A 21,754-nucleotide genomic window follows, 5' to 3' on the forward strand; every position below is an offset into this window, starting at 1 on the left:
TTCCGGCACCCGCGACGGTGCCGTCAGGAAGCGCCGAGGTATTGGCGATGCGGATACGGCTCAGCCCGCTGCGGCTCGGCGTACGCCGGCACGATGCTGTTCCAGAATCTGCATGATCTTGTCTTTACCGCTGAGCTTGCGCTTCTGCAGTTGCTTGCGCTCGATCTCCTGCTCCGGACTCAGATAGAGCCGGTGATTGAACTCCTCGAGTTGTCGCTCGAGATCGAGGTGCTCCTCGTAAAACGTCTTGAGCTCGGCGTCTTGGTCGAGGAGCGTCCGGATGAAATCTTCGTCTTTCTTCTCCATCGCGCGTTCTCCGTCGGTCGGGGGACGATGAGCTTTAGCGCACCCCCGGCGGCGTGTCAAACGGTGCGGAATCGGCAAAATGCAAGCAATTCAATGGCTTAGCGAATCTGCGCCTGTGCGTCGGGCGCACGGACGTAGAATGGTTCCAGCCCTCGGCCGGCGGCGGCGATGCCGCTGCGCAGCCGCGCAAGGGCCAGCCGCGCCACGATGCTTGCGCGCGGACCGTACTCCGGCCACGGCAGAACAGTGGCGCCATGGCCGAGCCTCTCCGTGAGGAAGGTGCCATAACGCACCACCGCATCGCCGAGAATCGTGCATGGCGCAGGAAGCGTCGTTACCAGCCGTTCGGGAGTGAGCAGACGGGCTTCGAGATGCGTTCGCCACTCGGTACCCGCCCGCTCGAAGCATGCCGCGTATACTTCGCCCATGCGGGCGTCGAGCAGCGGACACACGGCGCCCCCTGCCATCGGGGCGGCGTGGGCCAGAGCCTCGAGAGTCGAGATGGGCACGACTTGCGCTCCCGTGGCGCAGGCGATCCCCTGCGCCACGCTCAAGCCTACCCGCAATCCCGTAAACGATCCGGGACCTGCCGATACCGCGATGGCCTCGACGCTCTCGATGCCACACCCACCCTCCTGCAACACTGCGTCGATCAGGGGCAAGATCGCGGTCGTGTGGCTGCTGCTGTCGACGGTGACCTCAGCCAGAACCAGATCGTCCTCCACGACGGCGACCGTTGCCCGGCGCGTCGCTGTGTCGACCCCGAGGACACGCATCGATATCAGCCCCAGCCCTGAACGACGCGCAGGATGTCGTTGTAGAAAGCGAAGGCCATCAGGGCGATGAGGAGAACCAACCCGACCTGCTGGGCGATCTCGCGATGGCGCGTGTCGAGCGGCCGGCGCAGGATTGCCTCGGCGGCAAAGAACAGCAAGTGGCCGCCGTCGAGGATCGGAATGGGCAGGAGGTTGAGCACCCCGAGGTTGACGCTGATCACGGCCATGAAGTGCAGCAGATATTCCAGGCCCAACCGCGCCTGCTGACCGGCCGCCTGCGCAATCAGGATCGGCCCACCGATCTGATCGCGCGGGATGCGTCCCTGTACCATCTTGACGAGGCTCACGAACAGCGTCTCGATCCACCAACCGGTCTGCTGCACTCCCATCGCGGCGCCTTCGAGAACACCGACGTCCTGCTTGTCGAAGCCGCGTTCGATGCCGATGACGTACGCGGTTCCGACCGTCTCGCCGAAGATATTCTTGTCGGGCCGAGCCTCCGGGGTAACCGACAGATCGAACGACCCGCCGTCGCGAGAAACCGTGAGCTGCAGCGGTTTCCCGCCGCTGCCGCGAATGAGCTCGGACAGACGGTCCCACTGCGACACCGGGGCGCCGTCCACGGCGGTGATGACGTCGTCCGCCTTCAGACCGGCGGCGGCGGCCGGCATGTTCTCCATGACCCCACCGACCTTGGCGACCTCGGTGGGGATACGCGCGCCGTACACCATGAACACCAGGCTGAAGGCGATCGCGGCGAAAAGGAGGTTGGCCCCGGGACCGGCGAGGACGATCGCCATCCGGGTCCAGATTGACTGGGTCTGAAAAGCGATGTCGCGGTCGGCCGGAGCGACCTCTTCTTCCGGGTCCTCGCCGACCATTTTGACGTAGCCGCCAAGGGGAATGGCGCTGATGACGTATTCCGTTTGGCCGATCTGCTTGCCGACGATCTTCGGCCCGAAGCCGATCGAGAACTTGAGGACGCCGACGCCGGCGCGCTTGGCAACGAGGAAATGGCCGAGCTCGTGAAAGAGAATGAGGAAGCCCAGCACGAAGACGGCTGCGACGATGGTGGTGACCATTAGCGCTCCTGGGGAGTCCGTGGCTCAGGGGGTCAGATACAAATAATAGTACAGAAAGGTGACCGGAAAAAGGAGACTATCGAGCCGGTCGAGGAAGCCGCCGTGGCCTGGGAACATCCAGCCGGACTCCTTGACCCCGAACGTGCGCTTCATCGCCGATTCGCTCAAATCCCCGACCTGGCCCAGCACGTCCATGACCGCCGCGATGCCGACCGCTTGTGCCCAGCCGATGGTCGGCAAGAAGAGCAACTTGGCGAGCGCCCCTGCGGCCAGGCTGGCAATGAACATCCCGACCGCGCCTTCGATCGTCTTGCCGGGGCTGACTCGCGGGATGAGCTTGTGGCGTCCCCAGGTGCGGCCGACGAAGTACCCGGCGGTGTCGCCGGCCATGGCAATGAGGAGTACGAAGATGACCCACCGCGGTCCGGCTACCGATTCGGCGCCGTGCAGCCAGACGAAGTGCGGCATCAGGAGTCCGACGTAGAGCAGGCCAACGAGAGCCAGGCCGGCATCGTGGAGGCCGCGTTCGAAATCGGCGCGAAAGACCACTACCCACACCAGCAGCGTCACGACGGCCAGCGCGACCGCACCCGCGAGCAGTTGCGCGTCGTGCCGGCTGACGCCGGCTACGACCATCGCGGCTCCGAGAGCAACGGTAATCGTGCGTTCGGCCGGGCGGCTCGGAAACGCCATGACCGCGTATTCGAGGATGCCACCGACGGCGATCACGCCGACGACGGCTGCAAAGAGGAGCGGTGGGCCCGACAGGATCAGAAGAAGGAGTAGCGGGATGACAACGGCAGCCGTCGCCAACCTAGCGCGCAGCACGCAACTGTTCCCTCTCGGCGCCGGGGTCTGGTACGCGCCCGAATCGACGTTGCCGCTGCTGGTAGTGCTGCAACGCCGCGACAAACTGCTTCTCTCGAAATTCCGGCCATAACGTCGGCGTGATGTAAATTTCGCTGTACGCCAACTGCCAGAGAAAGAAGTTCGACACCCGCATCTCGCCGCTGGTGCGAATCAGCAAATCGGGGTCGGGAATCCCGGCGGTGTCGAGGTAGCCTTCGAAAAGCCGCTCGTCGATCTCGTCGGCCTTCAGTCGCCCGTCGCGCACCTCCTGCGCCAGGGTCCGGGCCGCCGTTACGACGTCCTGCCGGCCGCCGTAACTGACGGCGAGAACCACGGTCATGGTGCGATTACGCTTCGTGGCCTCGATCGCGGCGCGGAGGTCCTCTTGCAGCGGCAGCGGCAGACGCTTGATGTTGCCGATGGCGCGCAAGCGGATGTCGTTCTTCATCATCTTGCCGAGTTCGCTGCGCAGGTAGCGCCGCAGCAACGCCATCAGGGCGTTCACTTCGCGGCGCGGGCGGTGCCAGTTCTCGGTGGAGAAGGCGAACAGGCTGAGATACTCGATGCCCAGACGGCGGCTAGCTTCGACGACGGCGCGGACCGAGTCCTTGCCGCGGCGGTGCCCCTCGATACGGCTGAGTCCGCGTTGCTCGGCCCAACGCCCGTTGCCATCCATGATCACGGCAACGTGACGGGGCAATCGGTCGAGGTCCAGATTGGCCGTGAGAACGTTTGGCACTCCTCAGACCTCCATGATCTCGGCTTCTTTGCCCTTGAGCACCTGATCGACCCGCTCGATACCCGCATGGGTTATGGCATCGATCTTTTCCTGGGCGCGATGGAGGTCGTCTTCGGTGATCTCGCCGTCTTTCTGCAACGTCTTGAGCATGTCGATCGAGTCGCGCCGGTGGTTCCGTACGGAGACGCGGTAGTCCTCGGCGAGCTTACGCACGTGCTTGACGATGTCGCGGCGGCGCTCTTCGGTCAACTCGGGGATGGGAACCCGCACCACCTTGCCGTCGTTGATCGGTGTCAGCCCCAGATCGGATTGTTGGATAGCCTTTTCGATCTGGGCGAGGACGCTCTTATCGTACGGCTGGATCAGCAACAGACGCGGCTCCGGGGCTGAAAGCCCGGCGAGCTGATTCAACGGCGTGCGAGTACCGTAATAATCCACCGTGATGCCTTCGAGGAGGGCAGTCGAGGCGCGGCCGGTGCGGGTGCGCGCCAATTCGCGGCGGAACGCCGTGACGGTCCGTTCCGTTTCCTTCTTGAGCTCTTCGATCACCTCGTCGGTCATGGCCGTCAGTGTACGATCGTGCCGATGGCGTCGCCGCGGACCGCGCGGCCGATGTTGCCGCGGGTGTTGAGGTCGAAGACGATGACCGGCAGCTTGTTGTCCATGCAGAGGGTAATGGCGGTCGAATCCATCACCTTGAGGTGGCGGTTCAGGAAGTCAATATACGACAGTTCGACGAACTTCTTGGCCGTCGGAGTCTTCTTGGGGTCGGCGTCGTATATGCCGTCGACGTTGGTGGCCTTCAGTATGACCTGGGCATTGATTTCCACGGCGCGCAGGCTGGCGGCCGTGTCGGTGGTGAAGAACGGGTTCCCGGTTCCGGCCGCAAAGATAACGATGCGGCGCTTTTCGAGGTGCCGAGTAGCCCGCCGGCGGATGTAAGGCTCCGCGATCTGTTGCATGCTGATGGCGGACATGACCCGTGTAAGCACACCGGCGCGCTCGAGGGCGTCTTGCAAGGCCAGGGCATTGATCACCGTGGCGAGCATTCCCATGTAATCGGCGCTGGCCCGTTCCATCCCACGGGCCGTGCCGGCGACCCCGCGGAAGATGTTACCGCCACCGATCACGATGGCCAGTTCGCACCCGAGGCTATGGACGTGCTGGATTTCGCCGGCAATGTCGGCGAGGGTGCCGGGGTCGATGCCATACCCGTTCGCGGGCATAAGCGCCTCGCCGCTCAGCTTGAGCAGGACGCGCCGGTACCGCAGTTCCGCCGGCTCCCGACCTGGCGGGGCCGCGCTCGATGACGCCGGATCCACTCTCGCCTCAATCCGCCTGCTCCGCCGTTTCTCCGAGTTGAAACCGCGCGAAGCGTCGGACGACGATGTTCTCGCCCAACGACGCTACCGCGTCGGTCACGAGCTGCGCCACGGTCTTTTGCGGGTCCTTGATGAACGCCTGCTCCAGGAGACACACGTCGGCGAAGTACTTCTCGACCTTGCCGTCCACGATCTTCTCGACCACCGCGGCGGGCTTGCCACTGCCGGCCGCCTGTGCCCGGTAAATCTGACGCTCCGCTTCGATGGTGGCGGGGTCGACGTCCTCGCGGCGGACAACGCGCGGGTTGGCCGCCGCCACCTGCATGGAAAGATCCTTCACCAGCGCCTGGAACTGCGGGGTCCGCGCGACGAAATCCGTCTCGCAATTAACTTCGACGAGCACCCCGATCTTGCCGTTCGCATGTATATACGAACCGACCAGCCCCTCGCTGGCAGCCCGGGAGGACTTCTTCGCTGCCGCGGCGAGCCCCTTCTCCCGTAAGTAAGTGACCGCCTTTTCCAGGTCGCCAGCGCTCTCGGCCAGTGCGCGCTTGCAGTCCATGATGCCGGCCCCCGTCTTTTCGCGGAGGTCGCGCACCTGGGTGGCGCTGACTTCGCTCATCCCGCCTCTCCTTCCGCGCCGGAGGGCGCGGATTCCCCCGGAGCGGCAGCCTCGGCAGCGGGCGCGACTTCGGGGGCGCTGTCACCCTTCGCCTTCTCCTCCAGTACCGAGCGGCCCTCGATTATGGCGTCGGCGATCGCCGTGCAAAACAGCCGGATGGCGCGGATCGCATCGTCGTTACCCGGGATCTTGTAGTCGATCACGTCGGGATCGCAGTTGGTGTCGACCACCGCAACGACGGGGATGCGGAGCTTGTTAGCTTCCTTTATGGCGATCTCTTCCTTCTTGGGATCGATGACAAAGAGGGCGTCCGGCAACTTGCGCATCGCCTTGATGCCGCCGAGCGACCCGAGCAGCTTGTCGCGCTCGCGCGAGATCCCGAGCATCTCCTTCTTCGTCAGTGCGTCGGCCATCGCCGGGTCTTCGAGAATCTCCTCGCACTTCTTCAGACGGTCGATGCTCTGCTTGATGGTCTGGAAATTCGTCAGCGTGCCCCCCAGCCAACGGGTGTTCACGTAGAACGCACCGCCGCGCTCGGCTTCTTCCCGAATGGCGTCCTGGGCCTGCTTCTTGGTGCCGACGAAGAGAATCAAGCCTCCCTTGCCGGCAAGGTCGCGCACGAAATTATACGCGGTCTCGAACAACTTGACGGTGCGTTGGAGATCGATGATGTAAATCCCGTTGCGGGCGCCGAAGATGTAAGGCTTCATCTTCGGGTTCCAGCGGCTGGTCTGGTGGCCGAAATGGACACCGGCCTCCAAGAGCTGCTTCATGCTGACTTCCGGCATATCGAGGGTCTCCGTTCGTCCGTTTCCTTAAAAATCCATCGTTATCAGAAAGCTCTGTCGCCTCGCAACCTCGTCCTACTGGTTCATCGAGTCGAGGAACTCCTGATTGTCCTTGGTGTCCTGAATCTTGTCGATCAAGAACTCCATCGCCTCGACGGGGTTCAACTGCGACAACAGCTTGCGCAAAATCCAGACCCGGGCGAGCTTGTCCTTGCCCAGTAGGAGTTCTTCCTTCCGCGTCCCGGATCGGTTGATGTCGATCGCCGGGAAGATGCGTTTGTCGATCAGCCGGCGATCCAGATGGATCTCCATGTTGCCCGTGGCCTTGAACTCCTCGAAGATCACCTCGTCCATGCGGCTGCCGGTGTCGACCAGGGCAGTCCCCATGATGGTCAGGCTGCCGCCGTCCTCGATGTTGCGGGCGGCACCGAGGAACTTCTTGGGCTTGTGCAGGGCATTGGAGTCCACGCCGCCGGAGAGGATCTTGCCGCTCGGCGGGACCACCGTGTTGTAGGCGCGCGCCAGCCGCGTGATGCTGTCGAGCAAGATCACCACATCGCGCCCGTGCTCGACCAGCCGCTTGGCCTTTTCGATCACCATTTCGGCGACCTGCACGTGCCGGGTGGCCGGTTCGTCGAACGTCGAACTGATCACCTCGCCCTGCACCGAGCGCTGCATGTCGGTCACTTCCTCGGGCCGTTCGTCGATGAGCAGCACGATGAGGACGACTTCCTTGTGGTTGCGCGTGATGCCGTGGGCGATGTTCTGCAGCATCATCGTCTTGCCGGTACGCGGCGGGGCGACGATGAGCCCGCGGGTGCCTTTGCCGATGGGGGTGAACAGATCGATGAGCCTAGTCGTGTACTCCTCGGGATCGTGCTCCAGTCGCAACTGCTCGTTCGGGTAAAGCGGCGTCAGGTTGTCGAAGAGAATCTTGTCGCGCGCCTTCTCCGGCTCCTCGTAATTGATCTTCTCGACCTTGAGGAGCGCGAAGTACCGCTCGCCCTCCTTCGGGGGACGAATCTGGCCTTCGACGACATCGCCAGTGCGCAGATTGAACCGGCGAATCTGGCTGGGCGATATGTAGATGTCGTCCGGACCGGGAAGATAGTTGTAATCCGGTGCCCGGAGAAAACCGAAGCCGTCGGGCAAGATCTCCAACACGCCCTCGCCAAACACCGATCCGTTTTGCTCGGTCTGTGCGCCCAGGATCGCGAAGATCAACTCCTGCTTGCGCATGTTCGAGGCGCCCTCGACGTTGAGGTCCTTGGCGATCTGCGCCAAATCGCCGATCTTCTTCTCTTTGAGAACCTTGAGGTTGAGGGAGCCTTCTTTGCCGGGCAAGACCGCAGAGGCCGCGTGACTCTCGACTTGATGAACCTCCGCCTTCACCGGGCGGACATCGGCGGTTTCTTCAGTGTCCGCGGAGCGCCGACGGCGCTCGACTCGATGCGCACCTCCAGCGGCGGCTTGTTTGGTCCTCCCGACGGCTTCGTCGGCCATGCGTGGTTCCCCTCTCTGGGCAGTTGGAGTGGTATGGGAGTGTTGGGCGCCGCGATCGGCTCAGTCGACGCCGGCGCAAGAGGCGATGGTCGATATTACCGATGCGACGCGGCGGAACGTAGTTAATGCCCATACGGTTGTCAAGCCGACTTGCGCTTCAGCGTCTCGCGTAACCCCGCCATGTCCGCCGGCAGCGGCGCCCGGAACGCGACGGCGGCCCCAGTGCGCGGATGGCGAAACGCCAGCTGCTCGGCGTGCAACGCCTGACGGCCGGCCACGCTCGGCCGTCCGCCGTGGCCGTACAACTTGTCTCCCACGATCGGATGGCCGATGGCCGCGAGATGGACCCGCAATTGGTGGGTTCGGCCGGTGTGCGGGAAGAGCCGCAGCAGCGTCACTCCGTCGATTCGTTCGAGGACCTCGAACTCCGTTACCGCTTCTCGTCCCGCCGGCCGCACCGCCATGCGCTTCCGCTCTACTGGATGGCGGCCGATGCGAGCGGCGATCGTGCCGCGGTCCTTGCGCACCCGTCCCCAGACGAACGCCACGTATTGCTTGGTCACCTTTCGCGCCCGGAACTGCGCCGCCAGGTCTGCCAGCGTGATCGCGTCCTTGGCGACCACGAGAACCCCCGAAGTGTCCTTGTCGAGTCGATGGACGATGCCGGGGCGCGCCGGGTCGAGCCCCGGGCGCGGACCGTGCCAGTGGTTCAGCAGGGCGTTGACCACCGTCCCGCGCCAGTTCCCGGGCGCGGGATGCACCACCAACCCGGGGGGCTTGTCTATCACCAGGATCCAGTCGTCCTCGTAAAGGATGTCCAGGTCGATCGCCTCCGGTGCCGCTTCGGCTGGGGCGAGCTGGGCGGGCACGGCGACCACGCTAATCCGCTGCCCGACGCGCAGCAGCGTGCCGGCCTTCACGACCGCTTCGTCGACACGGACATGGCCGGCGGCGATCAGGCGCTGCACCTGGGCCCGGGAACCCCAGCTGCCCCTGGCCGCGAGAAAACGATCCAGACGCTCTCCGGCAGCCGCCGCCTCGACAACGATTATCTGCGCGGTCACCGGGTTTTTGGGTTGGTCAGCAGGGCGCGCGCCGCGGCGACGTCGCGGGCGATCTGTTCGGCCAGCGCCGCCGGACTTGAAAAGCGCTGTTCACCCCGCAGTTGCTTGACGAAAGTGATATCGAGGCGCTGGCGGTACAGATCGCCGCGCCAATCGAGCAGATGGACCTCGAGGCTGCGCTTCATGTCCGCAAAGGTCGGTCGTACACCGATGTTGGCGACACCCAGGCGCTGCCCCGCGCCGGTGCGCACGCGCACCGCGTAAACTCCATCGGGCGGCAGTACGAGGCCCGGCACCCGCAGGTTGGCGGTCGGGAATCCGAGGCCGTGGCCGCGCGCCGCGCCATGAACGACGTGGCCGGCAACGCTGGGTGGACGCCCGAGGAGAAGCGCGGCACGTTCGAGGTCGCCGTGACCGATCGCGTGCCGAACCGCCGAGCTGCTCACCAGCATGCCGCCCGCTTCGACGGGTCCGACGATCTCCACGTCGAAACCGTATTGGACACCCCATTGGCGCAGCGAATCGCCGTGCCCCTCCCGGTTGTGACCGAAGTTCACACGGTGGCCTACGACCACGGCGCGGACGCCGAGGTTCTCGATCAGCAGTCGGCGAACGAAATCCTCGGCGGTTACGGCGGCAAACTCGCGGGTGAAGCGCTGGACGACGATGGCCTCGATGCCGAACTCTGCGATCAGCTCGAGGCGAGCCCGCCAGTCGGTGATCAGGCGCGGCGCGCGCTCGGGTGTCAGCACTGCCGCGGGGTGTGGACGGAACGTGATGACGATCGGGTCGCCGTCGAGTGCACGGGCGCGGGTCACCAGCCGCCGGAGGATCTCCTGATGGCCACGGTGCACGCCGTCGAAATTGCCGAGGGTGAGCACCGGCGCCCGGAACCGACGACCGATTCGCTCGAGGTGGCGCAGAATCGTCATGACGTGCGACCGGCCTGGCGCCGCGGCCCGCGCCGCGCGTCAATCGCCGAGGGCCTGCAACTTGCGCCGCGCCTGCTCGGCTTCCGGCGCCGAACCGTGCTGGCTGATCAGTTTCTGGAGCACCAGGCGGGCGTCTATCTTGTCGCCCGAATCCGCAAACGCGTCCGCCATCAGCAGCAGGGCTGCCGGCACGCGATCGCCCTTCGGATACTTCAAGACCAGGTCGTTCAGTTCGATGATGGCGCGGCTGTAATCGCGCTGAGAGTAGTAACAGGAACCTATCCAGTATTGAGCGTTGTCGGCGATCGCGTTCTTCGGATTGCGCCGGATGAGGTCGCGCAGCTTCGGCACCGCCTGGTTGCAGCGCCGCTCCCGCACCAGCCCGAGCGCCTCCCGATACTCGTTCTCGACCTGGCCCTCGGGCAGCGCGGCCTCCTCCCGGTTCAACGCGGCATCCATTCCGGAAGCCTGTATCGGCGTCGGTTCCGGCGTCGCCGCCTCGGCCCCCGGCGGGGTCTCGTTCGCGAGCGGCGTCTCCGTGGCGGTCGGCGTCGGTGGGATCACGCCCCGCCGGTCTTCGAGCGCCGTGACGCGTGCGTCAAGGGAGTTCATGCGCTGCAGGACGGTGCCGGACGGCGCCCCACTACCCGCCCGGCCGCCTCCCATATCGCCGCGGAGGATTTCCATGCGCCGGCGCAAGCCGTCGATGGCGACCTGCTGATCCGCAACCAGCGCCCGGGTTTCGCGCAACTCTTGCTTGATCTGAAGGTAATCGGCGCGCGTAGCGCAGCCCACCGCAGCCAGCGGTAGCAAGACGACCCACAGCAGCCGGCGACGAGAAATCACGCGTTCACTGGTTGAGGACCACGAAGTGGCAACGCCGGTTCTCCGCCCAGCACTCCTCGGTGTGCTCGCGGCACAGCGGTAGCTCCTCGCCATAGCTGATCGTGCCGAGGCGGTCCGCAGCGATGCCAAGTGTAACCAAATAGTCCTTCGCCGACCTGGCGCGTTTGGCGCCAAGAGCGAGGTTGTATTCGACCGTGCCACGCTCGTCGCAATGCCCTTCGATTTCCACACGCGATTTCGGGTGATCCTTGAGCCACTCCGCACTACCACGGAGCACGCTGCGGGCGTCATCGTCAAGCTCGTACGAGTCGAAAGCGAAGTTGATGTCCTTGAGAGGACCTTCCTCGGCACCGAGGTCTTCGCCTTCCTTGAAGCGTTCCAAGCTTCCGCCCGGTGTCACACCTTCTTCGCTTATGCCGGTGCCCGTACCTTCGTCGCCGGCGCCCTTCTTCTTGCTCGAACAACCGGCGCTGCCGGCGATCAGTACCACGGCGACCAGCGCCACCGATACCAGCCGCTCAAACATACTCCTCCTCCCTAGGCCCGCCGATCAATCGAGCCACCCCGACCAGGCGGGGGAGCTATCATCTCCCCCCCCATCAGTCAATTGAACCTGGGTCGCGCCCGACTCGTCGGTTGCAAACAGCTTCTTGCTACCCGTGCGCGACGAGCTGAAAACCAGGTAGCGCCCGTCCGGCGACCAACTCGGGTCCTCGTTGTTGCCGCTTCCCCGCGTCAGCTGTCGCGGGTCAGTGCCTTCCGGAGTCACCGTAAACACGTTGAACTCCCCACCGCCGCGGTTGACGTAGGCGATGCGATCCCCCTTTGGAGACCACGCCGGCGAGGTGTTGTAATTGCCGCTGTGGGTAATGCGGCGCGGTTCGCCACCGTCGGCATTGACGATGTAGATTTGTGGTCCACCGCTGCGGTTCGAGCAGAAGGCCAGTCGCCGCCCGTCCGGAGACCAGGTCGGCGATACGTCGATGCCCCAGTGGCTGGTTACGCGGCGCAGCAACTGACCGTCCGCACTGAGGACGGCGATCTCGACGTTGCCCTCGTCCTCGATCGCAACCGCGATGCGGGAGCCGTCCGGGGACACCTGACCGCCGAGGTTCAGACCACGTCGGTTCGACACCATGGTTTCACGGCCGCTGCGCAAATCGAGCCGGAACAGATCGGGGTTGCCCCGCCGGTACCCCGTGAAGAGGAGACCCTGCGCCGCATCGGTCCACGCAGGGGACACATGGATCGTCCGGCCGCGGGTGACCTGGCGGACGTCGCCGCCGTCGGGGCTCATGACGTAGATCTCCTTGAACCGCCCGCCGCGCGTCGAGACAAAGGCGAGACGCGAATCGAAGGGGCCCCGCTCGCCTGTAAACACCGTGAGTATCTCGTCGGCAAAGCGGTTGGCGATGCGGCGCACGTCGCTGCGGCTCCCCCCGTAACGCCGCCCGACCAGCAAGCGGCGTTGCATGACGTCGAACAGGCGAACCTCGATCGTTACCCGGTCGCCCTCGACGCTACACGCGCCCTTGACCAGAGCCAACGCGCCGAGCACGGACCAACTGCCGAAGTCGATCGAGTCCTCTGTATGGCCGGAGGTTTCCGCTTTCTCGATGAACGTCGATTTGTCGAGGACCTTGAACAGGCCGGCGATGACCATATCGCGTTCGAGGACCTCGGCAAATGTCCTGGCGGCGTCGCGTGCGGCCGTACCCCCGGCGAGCGGCTTTAGAGGCGCCACGGCGATCGGGTAACTGCGCGACCCCGGCCCGAAGATGGTGCCGCGCACCTGTGCCGTAGCGCTACCGGCACCGGCCAGTGTAACCGCGGCGATCGAACCCGCCAGGACCCATCTTCGTGTCATGCCATGCATCGTTACGTACCTTCGCGGTTCGCTCTCCGAGGTGCGCGTTGCGCGCTCTTCTGGACTTGCCGGGACCATTTTCACATCTGCAGGGATTCGGGCGTGAACGTGTACTCGACGTCGCTGAACTCCTGGCGATACTGTTCCGGCGGTGGCGGCAGCGGATTCAGCGCCCGTACGGCGCGTTCCACCGACGAGTCGTAGCCCGGGTCGCCGCTGCCCTTGACGATGCGAATGTCGACCACCTCGCCGGTCGCCGTAATCGAGAACCGTATTACGGTCTCCCGGCCCCTGTCGGTCCCCGCCCACGCCCAGTTCTGCTTGATGCGCGCCTCCAGTTGATTGCGGTACATCAGGTACTCGATCCCCATCGCGCTACCGCCCGTGCCTTCCCCCGGACCTATGGAGGCGGGTCCGCCCGGGGCGTCGCCCGGCCGGCTGGCGGCGCCGGCGCCGCGCTCGCCCATTCGTTGCTCGACCCGTCGCACTGCCGCCGCGATCCGGTCGTCGAGCGCCGCCCCGTCGCCGGCTTCCCGCGCTGACGCAGAAACCGCGCCGGCGGCGGTGGCCGGAGTGGGTCTGGCTGCCGCCACCGGCTTGGGTTCGACAGCGGCGGGCGCCGGCTTGGCAACCACGGCCGCTTGCGAAGGCTCGGGCTTCTTCTGCGGTTCAGGTTTGCCGGCTTTCTTGACTTCCACGGGCATGGTTTCTTTCGTCTTCGCCTCGGCCTTCTTCTCGGGCGTATCCTTTCCGACGGGCTTCGCCGGTTCGGCTCGGGCGGCCGGCGGTGACGGCTTGGTCGCGGGTGCCGGGGGCTTCGCCTCGGCGGGCTTGGCCTTGAGGGCCATCGCCCGGGGATCGTCCGGCGGCTGCGGCTTTAACTCGGGCTGCCTCGGTGGCGCAGGCCTAGGCTCAGGCTTAGCCTCGGGCTTCGTTTGCGCCCTGGGCTCGGGCTTAACTTCAGGCTTGGGCTCAGGCTGAGGTTCGGGCTTGGCCTCCGGCTTGGGCTCGGGTTGCCGGGGTGCTGCCGGGGGCGGTTGCTCCGCCTTTGCTACGGGCGCTGGTTGCTCCACCTTCGGCGGTTCTTGCGCGCGGGGGGGGTCTGGTGGCGGCGCCGGTTTCGCGGCCGGCGCGGGGGCCGGCGCCGCGGCGACGAGCGGCGGTGCCGCCACACGGCCTTTGCCGCCGGAAACGAGGTTGGTGCCGCCAACTTTGTTCGGGGCCACCAGGTCGACGGTATACGAGCGCATTTGCGGCGGTGGCCGTAACAGGGCGCCGGGCACGAGCAGCATGCCGGCAACGGCCAACAAGTGCATGGTCGCCGAGAGCGCCACCCATGACCACAGGTTCCGATCGAATTCGGGTTCGTTGACGATTATCGGTGGGGCGTCGGTCATCGGTGCAGCCTGCGACAGGCAAGGCGTCGCCTCGCTACCCCTCGGGCGGCTCGGTCACCATGCCGAGCCGCTCGACACCGGCGCCCTTGATCACAGCGATAACCCGCATGACGTGACCGTAGGCGACGGCGTCGTCGGCACGCAGGAATACCTGGCGATCCGGTCGCATCTGGATAATCGCCTGCAGCTTCGGACGCAGCTCGTCGAGCTGCATCGGCGTGTCGTTTAGGTAGAGCTTGCCTTCCTTGTTGACGCTGACCACGAGTTGCTGGTCGCCGCCGGTGAGGCCGGTGGCTGCCACCTTCGGCAGATTGATCGCCACACCCTGTTGCAGGATCGGCGCCGTAACCATGAAGATCACCAGCAACACGAGCATGACGTCCACCAGCGGCGTCACATTGATCTGCGATATCGTCCCGCCGTTACCCTCTTGCGCATCGAAGGCCATCGTCAGCGTCCATCCCCGAAACCGATCTCCACGCCCCCCACCACCCCCCGGGCCACCACGCTCATCGAGGCCCTCATTTCAGAAAATGCCTCTCCGCAATGTTCAGGAACTCCGAGGCGAAATTCTCCATTTCGGCCGAAAGCACGCGAATCTGGCGGGCGAAGTGGTTGTACGCCATGACGGCGGGGATGGCGGCGACGAGGCCGGTTGCCGTGGCCACCAGCGCTTCGGCGATGCCGGGGGCCACGGCTTGAATGCTCGATGACTGCGTTACACTGAGGCCGCGAAAGGCGTTCATGATGCCCCAGACGGTCCCGAACAACCCGATGAACGGCGCCGCGCTGGCGGTGGTGGCGAGGAAAGTCAGCGACTTCTCGAGCCGCGTGATCTCTTGCCTTGCGGCCCGTTTCATTGCGCGCTCGACGTTGTCGACACCGCCCAGTTCCGTCGTAAGTGCCGGCTCGCCGGCGGCCGGCGGGCGCTTGGCCCGGGTTAGCCGCACGAGTTCCTGATACCCGGCGCGGAACACCTGTGCCACCGGGCTCTGTTTGTAATCCTGGCTGGCCGTGTGAATGCTGGTGAGGTTCTTCGTGTCCCAGAAGACCTCTAAGAACCGCTCCGACTGACGCTGGGCGACGCGAATCTGGCGAAACTTGTAGAACACGATCGCCCAACTGAGGACGGAGAACAGGATCAAGATGTAAAGGACGCCCTGGACCACCGGTCCGGAGCCATACACCATGTGCAGCAGACCTTCCGGTTGTACGCCGGTGACCTGCGCAAGCGCCGCGGGCACTATCCCCACCCCCATTCAGCCAACCCTCATCGCCAACCCGGCTCGCGTTGACGAGCCTGCCCTCGGCACCCATGGTGCCGGACACCGCGGAGACATCGTCCGATCCTGACGGCGGACGTCGCACTCTATTCGGTCGCCCGCACCCTGCATGTGGCGGTTCGAACGTCCCGGCGGATGTGCGAGCAGGCTAATATGCCCCCTCCGCCGAGTCAACGCGACCGCCGCCCGCCACCTTGACGGCCCGTCGGATTTCGTGGTTTACGAAGGCCGGTTTTCAGCCGCGACAGGCGCATGAACACCGTGACACGTACGGCGTAAGCGCATCCGCTTCTCGACCGTCGACTTCCGACCGCCGACCGACTCGTTCAGAGACCCCGCCATGAAGACCTTCGACGACCTCGACCTCCACAATCGGCGGACGTTCATCCGCGTCGACTTCAACGTTCCGCTCAAGGACGGTGTGGTGACCGACGCGACCCGCATAACGGCGGCGCTGCCGACGATCCGGCGCGCCCGGGAGAAGGGTGCCCGTGTCATTCTTGCCTCGCACCTCGGCCGGCCCAAGGGCAAGGCCAAGCCCGAGTTCAGCCTAACGCCGGTGGCGAAGAAGCTGGGGGAGATCCTCGGTGAAGAGGTGAAGCTGGCGCCGGACTGTGTCGGGGCGGCGGTCGAGCAGATGGTGGCGAGTCTGCAGCCCGGTCAGGTGTTGTTGCTGGAGAACCTCCGCTTCCATCCGGAAGAAGAGGGCAACGACGAGATCTTCGCGAAGCAACTGGCGCGGTTGGCCGACGTCTACGTCAACGACGCCTTCGGCACGGCGCACCGGGCCCATGCCTCGACGGCCGGCATGGTGCCGTTCGTGAAGCAGAAGGCCGCGGGGCTCCTGTTGCAGCGGGAGTGTGACTACCTCGGCAAGGTGGTGCGCAGACCGGAACACCCGCTGGTGGCCGTGCTCGGCGGGGCAAAGGTGTCCGACAAGGTGGCGGTGATCGAAAACTTCGTCGATAAGGTCGATGCCCTCGTGATCGGCGGAGCGATGGCCTACACGTTCCTGAAGGCGCAGGGCATTGCCGTCGGCAACTCGCTGGTCGAGGACGACCGCATCGATACGGCCTCGCGTCTGCTGGCGGCGGCGAAGACGCGGGGTATGGAGTTGCTGTTGCCGGTCGATCATCGCGTCTCGACCTCGGTCAAAGGAGACCAGCCGGTTCAGGTGGTCGGGCCGGCGATTCCCGACGGCATGCTGGGGGTGGACATCGGTCCGGCCACCGAGAAACTGTATGCGGCGGCGGTGGCAAGGGCGAAGACGGTGATCTGGAACGGACCGATGGGCATCTTCGAGGTGCCGGCGTTCAGTCACGGGACGATGGCTATGGTCGATGCGGTGGTGGCGAGCGGTGCCCTGACGGTGGTGGGTGGTGGCGACTCGGTAGCGGCGGTGATGCAGTCGGGGAAGGCGGACAGGATTTCCCACATCTCGACCGGGGGCGGTGCCTCGCTGGAGTTCCTCGAAGGGCGGACCCTGCCGGGCATCGCGGCGCTCGAGTGAACGGCGAATCGAGCCGGCCGGGCAATTCGAAGAGTTGACAGCAGGAAAGCCAATCGCTTTCACGACGGCTGGGTCCGTCCGCCTTCGGACCTGGGACTTGGGACCGTGAACTCGGGACTCATGACTGACGGTAAATATCGGACCGAAAGGCCATGTCGATGACTCCACAGCGTACGCCCCTGATTGCCGGCAACTGGAAGATGCATTGCACGCGTGCCGAGGCGGAGGCGCTGGTAACGGGCCTCAAGGTGTCGGTCGCCGAGGTTGCCGACCGCGAGGTGCTGGTGGCGCCACCTTTCACGGCGCTCGCCGCGGCGGCACGGGCGGCGCAGGGGAGCGCGATCCTGTTGGGGGCGCAGGACATGCACTGGGAGCCGAAGGGAGCGTATACCGGCGCGGTGGCGCCGGGGATGTTGAAGGAGGTCGGTTGCACGCACGTCATTATCGGGCACTCCGAGCGGCGGCAGTTCTTTGCCGAGACGAACGAGACCGTCAACCGCAAGGTGGAGGCGGCGTTTGTGCATGGGTTGGTGCCGATCATGTGTGTGGGCGAGTTGCTGGCGGAGCGCGAAGCCGGGGAGACGATGGCGGTGTTGGACAGACAGCTTCGAAATGGCTTGAAGGGCCGGGACGCGGTTGATATCCAACGACTTGTCGTTGCGTACGAGCCGGTGTGGGCGATCGGTACCGGGAAGGTGGCGACTCCCGAGCAGGCGCAAGAGGCGCATGCTTACATTCGCCAGGTGGTGCAGGAGATGTTCGGCCACGCCGCGAGTGTCGGATGCCGGATCTTGTACGGTGGCAGTGTGAAGCCTGACAACGTTGACGAGTTGATGGGCGAGCAGGACATCGACGGGGCGCTGGTGGGGGGTGCGAGTTTGCAGGTAGAGTCATTCGCCCGCATTGCGCGGTTCGAGGCGTGAGGTTCTGATGTATATCGTTGCGATTGTCGTACACATCGTCACCTGTCTGCTGTTGATTGGCGTGGTGCTGTTGCAGCAGGGCAAGGGTGCGGACATGGGGGCGGTGTTCGGGGGCAGCAGCTCGACGATTTTCGGCAGCAGCGGGGCGGGCAACTTCCTGACCCGGCTAACGACGGGGCTGGCGGTGGTGTTCATGTTGACGTCGCTGACGTTGACCTACTCGTCGGCGCGCAGTGTATCGTCGAGCGTGTTCGATGGCGGCCCCCTGGGCGAGCCGCCTCCCCTTGCCGAGCAGGCGGCGCAACCGGGCGCCGAAGGCGGCCAGCCCGCCGAAGCCAACCCGGCACCGGACCAGCCTGCCGAAGCCAACCCGGCGAAGGTGCCGGCACCGGCTCCCGAGGCGAAGGTGGAGGTGACGGTCGACCAGCCGGTGGTGGTTGCGCCGGCCGAGCCGGGGCAGGGCGGGGCAGCGCCGCCCGAGACGCAGAAGTAGGGGTCGGCGGCGAGCGGCGAGTCCGTGTTTCACATGCGAGGATGGCGGAATTGGCAGACGCGCTAGGTTGAGGGCCTAGTGGGGTAAAACCCGTGGGGGTTCAAGTCCCCCTCCTCGCACTTCTCTTCCCTAACGATTTCAGGGACTTCCGGGTCCTCGAAATCGTTGGGGGCCAAATTGGGGGCCAAACTCGCCATCTTGGCGATCTGATCGGCCCCTTCGGAGCGTAGAAAACTGCCGTAGTGCCTGCGCAGCGTTTCGTACCGAACGCCCGTCTGCGCTTCGAGCCACGCGGGGTTCACGCCCGCCGTCAACGCCGTCGAGATGTATGTATCCTTGGTGGCGTACATGCCGCGCACCCTAATTCCGAGCGCACGCAAGCAGCGGTACCAGTGCGTTGAAAATGCCTTGGGCTCGATAGGCAGTCCGGCGGTCGTCACGAATACATGGGTGTCCGGCGTGACGCGCAGCGGTTCAATGGCGAGAAGCAATCGCACCGTCTCGGGAAAGAGTTCAACCGTCCGCATCGCTTGGGCTGTCTTCGGCGCGCTCTCCTCGTAGAGATGCCGCGAGCGCACGACCCGCACCACTCGCGCCTTGAGGTCGACATCGCCCCAACGCAGTGCGGCCGCTTCGGACGGGCGCATGCCTGTCCAAAAGAGTGTGTGCACAAGCGCATAGAACGGCGGATGGACACGCATGCGTGGTCCCTCTGTCGCCATGCCGCAGTGAAATCCGAACCGCTTGCGCTCGAACCAGCCAAGAATCCGGCTGCGTTCCTCCGCCGCAAACGGTTCTGGTCCCGGCACTGTCACGCGCCCCCAGCGCACGCCGACAAAGGGATCATGTTTGATGGATTGATCGATCTCGCGTGCGTCGCGGATCATCGCCTTGAAGCTGCCGCCGAGGATGTTCTTTACGTACTTGAGAGAGAGCCCACGCTGCAGCAGCTCTGCACGCAGCCCCAGGATATCGCGTGCCGACAACTCTGCTAGCGCGAGATCGCCAAGGCGCTGGAGCACGTACCCCTCGATGTGCCGGCGGTAGTCGCGCGCCTGTGCCTTGCGCACCATCGGCGGCACCTTGTCTGTGATCCAGAGCGCGAAGTAGTCACGCACCGTCTGCACCTGTGCCTTAACCTCGACAGCGGCCTTCGGCGCCAGGAGCGGCAGCGGGTCCTGTCCCGCGTCGATCGTCGCGGCGATCAGGTTCGCAAGCTTCTGCAGCTGCGCGCGATTGTCAGCCGTGTCCGCGAGCTTCGTGGTGCGCGCGTAGCGCTGCCCTTGCCATCGGAATCTCAGCCGGAGGCGCCCATTGTGCTCCTCAACCGCGCAACCGATGTGCTTTCGTCGCCGCTTCATTGAGATCAATCACCGTGCCGTCAGCCAGCGGAATCACTTCGTCCCCCGCCGGCCGCTCATCATCTCCATGGATATACCGCACCACCGCATCCCAAGAGAAGATCGGTCTTCCGCCGGGACCGTGCGGCTTGAAGTAGTGCACGCCGAGCTTGAAGGCGCCGCGCGCCATCATGGTCCGGATGGCGTCCGGCGTCCACGGCGTGCAGGCCGCAAGCTGCTCGATGTACAGGTACTGGCGCACTGTCGCTCACCGCTCTTCGATTGGCGCCTACAATAGCCAGCGTCCCCCCTTTCGCCGAGCGTTCCCGTTTCGTGGACCGACACAGCGCACCCTCTCGGAGTGTCGGTCCACGAACTCCGCCCCATCGTCTTGCCGGGTGAATTCGTCGATCATCTCGACCGCGACATGGAAACTTTGACGGTTCTCTTCGTCCTCGCGTACAATGAACTCGTTTCTTGACACTTTTTACTTCACCCCGATGAGCACTCTCATCGCCATCGCCAACCAGAAGGGTGGCGTGGCGAAGACAACGACCTGCCTCAACCTCGGCCACGCCATCGCCGAGCAAGGGCGGAAGGTGCTCCTCTGCGATCTGGACCCGCAGTCGAGCCTCACCATCAGTCTTGGTCTCGACGTCCGCGATCTCGCGGCGACGATCTACGACGTGCTGCTGGAAACGAAGCCCGGCATCACGATCAAGGACATCATCCGCCCCACGGCGATGACAAACGTCCACGTCGCGCCGGCGTCGATCGACCTCTCGAAGGCGGAAATGGACCTGTTCTCGGAGATGAACCGCGAGCGGGCCTTCAAGGACGCACTGCGGCCTGTTCTCGAGGACTACGACTTCATTCTGATCGACTGTCCCCCGTCGCTCGGACTCCTCACGACGAACGCGCTGGCCGCCGCGGACGCCGTCTTGATCCCGCTCCAGAGCGATTACCTGGCGATGCGCGGCGCCGAGCTCTTGCTTGCGACCATCAACAAGGTCCGCCGCAAGCTCAATCCGCGGCTCTCACTCTTGGGCGTCCTCGTCACCATGTACCACCCCCGCGCCACCCACTCCAAAGACGTCCTGGCCGAAGTCCGCGCCGCCTTCGGCGACCAAGCCTTCAAGACGGTGATTCCGTACACCGTGCGCGCCAAGGAGTCGGTCGTCACCGGCCGCTCGATCCTCGATTACGACCCTAAATCACGCCTGGCGGAGTCCTACCGGACCCTGGCCGGAGAAATCCTGTCCCATGCCAAAGCGGCCTGACATGTCGGGCTTCCGCCTGCGCATCCTGGGCGGCAGCGAAGAAGACATCGCCCACCCGATCGACACGTTCACGGACGACGCCGACGCCGGCAAAGTCGTGAACGTCCCGGTCAACTCCATCACCCCGAACCCCGACCAACCTCGGAAGTACTTCGATCCGCAGGCGCTCGACGACCTCACCGCGTCCATTCGCGAGCACGGCGTCTTGCAGCCGATCATTGTCCGCCAAAACGGCGAGAACGGCTTCACGCTCATCGCCGGCGAGCGCCGCTGGCGCGCTTCCAAGAAAGCCGGCCTCTCCAAGATTCCGGTCCTCATTCGCCAGAAGGAAGACCCGGCCGAGATCGCGCTCATCGAGAACGTGCAGCGCGAGAACCTGAACCCGATCGAAGAGGCCGAAAGCCTGGCGCTGCTCAAGCAACGCCGCGCCCTCACTGACCAGCAGCTCGCCAACATCGTCGGCAAATCCCGCGTCATGGTCACGGAAAGCCTGAGCCTCACTCGCCTACCGGAGGCGGTGAAGGAGCAATGTCTGCGCGCAGACACCTACTACTCGAAGCGCCAACTCTTGCAGGTGTTGCGCGAACCCACGCCCGCCGCGCAGCTCGCGCTCTGGGAAGCCATCCGCGACGGCGGTCTGAGCGGCGGTCAGGCCCGCGCCGTGCGGGCGATGAACCGTGATCGAGGAACGGGCGCCAAGCCCTACGAGCACAAGTACCATGCTCAGGACCGTCGGTTCACCGTGCGCGTCACCTTCCGCAAGTCACGACCGACCAAGGACGAGATTCGCCAAGCGCTCGAAGAGGCGTTCAACGAACTCGCGTAACCCCAC

Annotated in this window: 24 protein-coding genes and 1 tRNA gene; 6 read left to right on the top strand and 19 right to left on the bottom strand. The window is 65.0% G+C overall.

The annotated features are described in order from the left end of the window. Nucleotides 1–60 precede the first annotated feature (60 nt). From L6Q96_04680 to tolQ, 18 genes are all read right to left on the bottom strand, one after another. Nucleotides 61–306 (bottom strand): DUF465 domain-containing protein, encoded by a 246-nt coding sequence (locus L6Q96_04680; GenBank protein MCK6553866.1) that lies wholly within the window; start codon nt 304–306, stop codon nt 61–63. Nucleotides 307–404: 98 nt separating this feature from the next. After that, nucleotides 405–1,082, bottom strand: a complete 678-nt coding sequence (tsaB, locus tag L6Q96_04685) for a tRNA (adenosine(37)-N6)-threonylcarbamoyltransferase complex dimerization subunit type 1 TsaB (GenBank protein ID MCK6553867.1) — start codon at nt 1,080–1,082, stop codon at nt 405–407. 5 nt (nt 1,083–1,087) lie between these two features. Then, nucleotides 1,088–2,164, bottom strand: a complete 1,077-nt coding sequence (gene rseP / locus L6Q96_04690; protein ID MCK6553868.1) for an RIP metalloprotease RseP — start codon at nt 2,162–2,164, stop codon at nt 1,088–1,090. A gap of 24 nt (nt 2,165–2,188) precedes the next feature. Then, a complete protein-coding gene (locus L6Q96_04695) occupies nt 2,189–2,992 on the bottom strand; it encodes a phosphatidate cytidylyltransferase (GenBank protein ID MCK6553869.1) in 804 nt (267 codons plus the stop codon). Next, entirely contained in the window at nt 2,979–3,752 is a 774-nt protein-coding gene (locus L6Q96_04700) for an isoprenyl transferase (protein MCK6553870.1), read from the bottom strand. Before L6Q96_04700 ends, L6Q96_04695 begins: the two co-directional genes overlap by 14 nt. A gap of 3 nt (nt 3,753–3,755) precedes the next feature. Then, complete coding sequence (frr, locus tag L6Q96_04705; protein MCK6553871.1) at nt 3,756–4,313, bottom strand: ribosome recycling factor; 558 nt, start codon at nt 4,311–4,313, stop codon at nt 3,756–3,758. Between the two features lie 5 nt (nt 4,314–4,318). Beyond that, on the bottom strand, nt 4,319–4,978 hold the full coding sequence (gene pyrH / locus L6Q96_04710) for a UMP kinase (protein ID MCK6553872.1): 660 nt from the start codon (nt 4,976–4,978) through the stop codon (nt 4,319–4,321). A 103-nt stretch (nt 4,979–5,081) separates the two neighbouring features. Next, a complete protein-coding gene (tsf, locus tag L6Q96_04715; GenBank protein ID MCK6553873.1) occupies nt 5,082–5,696 on the bottom strand; it encodes a translation elongation factor Ts in 615 nt (204 codons plus the stop codon). Then, on the bottom strand, nt 5,693–6,484 hold the full coding sequence (gene rpsB / locus L6Q96_04720) for a 30S ribosomal protein S2 (GenBank protein ID MCK6553874.1): 792 nt from the start codon (nt 6,482–6,484) through the stop codon (nt 5,693–5,695). Before rpsB ends, tsf begins: the two co-directional genes overlap by 4 nt. Nucleotides 6,485–6,559: 75 nt before the next feature. Beyond that, complete coding sequence (gene rho, locus L6Q96_04725) at nt 6,560–7,987, bottom strand: transcription termination factor Rho (protein MCK6553875.1); 1,428 nt, start codon at nt 7,985–7,987, stop codon at nt 6,560–6,562. Nucleotides 7,988–8,127: 140 nt separating this feature from the next. Next, nucleotides 8,128–9,051, bottom strand: a complete 924-nt coding sequence (locus L6Q96_04730) for an RluA family pseudouridine synthase (GenBank protein ID MCK6553876.1) — start codon at nt 9,049–9,051, stop codon at nt 8,128–8,130. Beyond that, nucleotides 9,048–9,983: a bifunctional riboflavin kinase/FAD synthetase gene (locus L6Q96_04735; protein MCK6553877.1), complete on the bottom strand. Its 936-nt coding sequence runs from the start codon at nt 9,981–9,983 to the stop codon at nt 9,048–9,050. Before L6Q96_04735 ends, L6Q96_04730 begins: the two co-directional genes overlap by 4 nt. 39 nt (nt 9,984–10,022) lie before the next feature. After that, entirely contained in the window at nt 10,023–10,829 is an 807-nt protein-coding gene (locus L6Q96_04740) for a tetratricopeptide repeat protein (protein ID MCK6553878.1), read from the bottom strand. Between the two features lie 4 nt (nt 10,830–10,833). Then, nucleotides 10,834–11,355 (bottom strand): peptidoglycan-associated lipoprotein Pal, encoded by a 522-nt coding sequence (gene pal / locus L6Q96_04745; protein MCK6553879.1) that lies wholly within the window; start codon nt 11,353–11,355, stop codon nt 10,834–10,836. A 24-nt stretch (nt 11,356–11,379) separates the two neighbouring features. Beyond that, the gene (tolB, locus tag L6Q96_04750) at nt 11,380–12,696 is read right to left on the bottom strand and encodes a Tol-Pal system beta propeller repeat protein TolB (protein ID MCK6553880.1); all 1,317 of its coding nucleotides are present in this window, start codon (nt 12,694–12,696) and stop codon (nt 11,380–11,382) included. A gap of 80 nt (nt 12,697–12,776) precedes the next feature. Then, nucleotides 12,777–13,988: a cell envelope integrity protein TolA gene (locus L6Q96_04755; GenBank protein MCK6553881.1), complete on the bottom strand. Its 1,212-nt coding sequence runs from the start codon at nt 13,986–13,988 to the stop codon at nt 12,777–12,779. A gap of 139 nt (nt 13,989–14,127) precedes the next feature. Then, entirely contained in the window at nt 14,128–14,541 is a 414-nt protein-coding gene (tolR, locus tag L6Q96_04760) for a protein TolR (GenBank protein MCK6553882.1), read from the bottom strand. Between the two features lie 73 nt (nt 14,542–14,614). Continuing rightward, nucleotides 14,615–15,289, bottom strand: a complete 675-nt coding sequence (gene tolQ / locus L6Q96_04765; GenBank protein ID MCK6553883.1) for a protein TolQ — start codon at nt 15,287–15,289, stop codon at nt 14,615–14,617. Between the two features lie 427 nt (nt 15,290–15,716). Between tolQ and L6Q96_04770 the strand changes: the two genes are divergently transcribed. The 4 genes from L6Q96_04770 to L6Q96_04785 all read left to right on the top strand — a co-directional run bounded on the left by L6Q96_04770 (nt 15,717) and on the right by L6Q96_04785 (nt 18,421). After that, nucleotides 15,717–16,886: a phosphoglycerate kinase gene (locus L6Q96_04770; protein ID MCK6553884.1), complete on the top strand. Its 1,170-nt coding sequence runs from the start codon at nt 15,717–15,719 to the stop codon at nt 16,884–16,886. A gap of 158 nt (nt 16,887–17,044) precedes the next feature. Further along, nucleotides 17,045–17,809 carry a triose-phosphate isomerase gene (gene tpiA, locus L6Q96_04775; GenBank protein ID MCK6553885.1) on the top strand — a complete coding sequence of 255 codons (765 nt, stop codon included), beginning with the start codon at nt 17,045–17,047 and terminating at the stop codon, nt 17,807–17,809. Nucleotides 17,810–17,816: 7 nt separating this feature from the next. Further along, nucleotides 17,817–18,302: a preprotein translocase subunit SecG gene (gene secG / locus L6Q96_04780; GenBank protein ID MCK6553886.1), complete on the top strand. Its 486-nt coding sequence runs from the start codon at nt 17,817–17,819 to the stop codon at nt 18,300–18,302. 35 nt (nt 18,303–18,337) lie between these two features. Continuing rightward, nucleotides 18,338–18,421: transfer RNA gene (locus L6Q96_04785), tRNA-Leu, on the top strand. A gap of 1,204 nt (nt 18,422–19,625) precedes the next feature. Here L6Q96_04785 and L6Q96_04790 read toward each other — a convergent pair. Further along, nucleotides 19,626–19,904 carry a hypothetical protein gene (locus L6Q96_04790; GenBank protein ID MCK6553887.1) on the bottom strand — a complete coding sequence of 93 codons (279 nt, stop codon included), beginning with the start codon at nt 19,902–19,904 and terminating at the stop codon, nt 19,626–19,628. A gap of 238 nt (nt 19,905–20,142) precedes the next feature. Here L6Q96_04790 and L6Q96_04795 point away from each other — a divergent pair, with 238 nt between their 5' ends. Both L6Q96_04795 and L6Q96_04800 read left to right on the top strand, forming a co-directional pair. Further along, nucleotides 20,143–20,922 carry an AAA family ATPase gene (locus L6Q96_04795; GenBank protein MCK6553888.1) on the top strand — a complete coding sequence of 260 codons (780 nt, stop codon included), beginning with the start codon at nt 20,143–20,145 and terminating at the stop codon, nt 20,920–20,922. Further along, on the top strand, nt 20,906–21,748 hold the full coding sequence (locus L6Q96_04800) for a ParB/RepB/Spo0J family partition protein (GenBank protein ID MCK6553889.1): 843 nt from the start codon (nt 20,906–20,908) through the stop codon (nt 21,746–21,748). Before L6Q96_04795 ends, L6Q96_04800 begins: the two co-directional genes overlap by 17 nt. The last annotated feature ends 6 nt before the right edge of the window (nt 21,749–21,754 follow it).

The sequence above is a fragment of the Candidatus Binatia bacterium genome (assembly GCA_023150935.1).
Classification (GTDB): domain Bacteria; phylum Desulfobacterota; class Binatia; order HRBIN30; family HRBIN30; genus JAKLJW01.

What these genes read in the sequence shown, in the direction of transcription:
- L6Q96_04680 (MCK6553866.1), bottom strand. Translation starts at nt 306, where the DNA reads ATGGAGAAGAAAGACGAAGATTTCATCCGGACGCTCCTCGACCAAGAC.
- tsaB (MCK6553867.1), bottom strand. Translation starts at nt 1,082, where the DNA reads ATGCGTGTCCTCGGGGTCGACACAGCGACGCGCCGGGCAACGGTCGCC.
- rseP (MCK6553868.1), bottom strand. Translation starts at nt 2,164, where the DNA reads ATGGTCACCACCATCGTCGCAGCCGTCTTCGTGCTGGGCTTCCTCATT.
- frr (MCK6553871.1), bottom strand. Translation starts at nt 4,313, where the DNA reads ATGACCGACGAGGTGATCGAAGAGCTCAAGAAGGAAACGGAACGGACC.
- pyrH (MCK6553872.1), bottom strand. Translation starts at nt 4,978, where the DNA reads ATGCCCGCGAACGGGTATGGCATCGACCCCGGCACCCTCGCCGACATT.
- tsf (MCK6553873.1), bottom strand. Translation starts at nt 5,696, where the DNA reads ATGAGCGAAGTCAGCGCCACCCAGGTGCGCGACCTCCGCGAAAAGACG.
- rpsB (MCK6553874.1), bottom strand. Translation starts at nt 6,484, where the DNA reads ATGCCGGAAGTCAGCATGAAGCAGCTCTTGGAGGCCGGTGTCCATTTC.
- rho (MCK6553875.1), bottom strand. Translation starts at nt 7,987, where the DNA reads ATGGCCGACGAAGCCGTCGGGAGGACCAAACAAGCCGCCGCTGGAGGT.
- L6Q96_04735 (MCK6553877.1), bottom strand. Translation starts at nt 9,983, where the DNA reads ATGACGATTCTGCGCCACCTCGAGCGAATCGGTCGTCGGTTCCGGGCG.
- pal (MCK6553879.1), bottom strand. Translation starts at nt 11,355, where the DNA reads ATGTTTGAGCGGCTGGTATCGGTGGCGCTGGTCGCCGTGGTACTGATC.
- tolB (MCK6553880.1), bottom strand. Translation starts at nt 12,696, where the DNA reads ATGACACGAAGATGGGTCCTGGCGGGTTCGATCGCCGCGGTTACACTG.
- L6Q96_04755 (MCK6553881.1), bottom strand. Translation starts at nt 13,988, where the DNA reads ATGCTGCTCGTGCCCGGCGCCCTGTTACGGCCACCGCCGCAAATGCGC.
- tolR (MCK6553882.1), bottom strand. Translation starts at nt 14,541, where the DNA reads ATGGCCTTCGATGCGCAAGAGGGTAACGGCGGGACGATATCGCAGATC.
- L6Q96_04770 (MCK6553884.1), top strand. Translation starts at nt 15,717, where the DNA reads ATGAAGACCTTCGACGACCTCGACCTCCACAATCGGCGGACGTTCATC.
- tpiA (MCK6553885.1), top strand. Translation starts at nt 17,045, where the DNA reads ATGACTCCACAGCGTACGCCCCTGATTGCCGGCAACTGGAAGATGCAT.
- secG (MCK6553886.1), top strand. Translation starts at nt 17,817, where the DNA reads ATGTATATCGTTGCGATTGTCGTACACATCGTCACCTGTCTGCTGTTG.
- L6Q96_04795 (MCK6553888.1), top strand. Translation starts at nt 20,143, where the DNA reads ATGAGCACTCTCATCGCCATCGCCAACCAGAAGGGTGGCGTGGCGAAG.
- L6Q96_04800 (MCK6553889.1), top strand. Translation starts at nt 20,906, where the DNA reads ATGCCAAAGCGGCCTGACATGTCGGGCTTCCGCCTGCGCATCCTGGGC.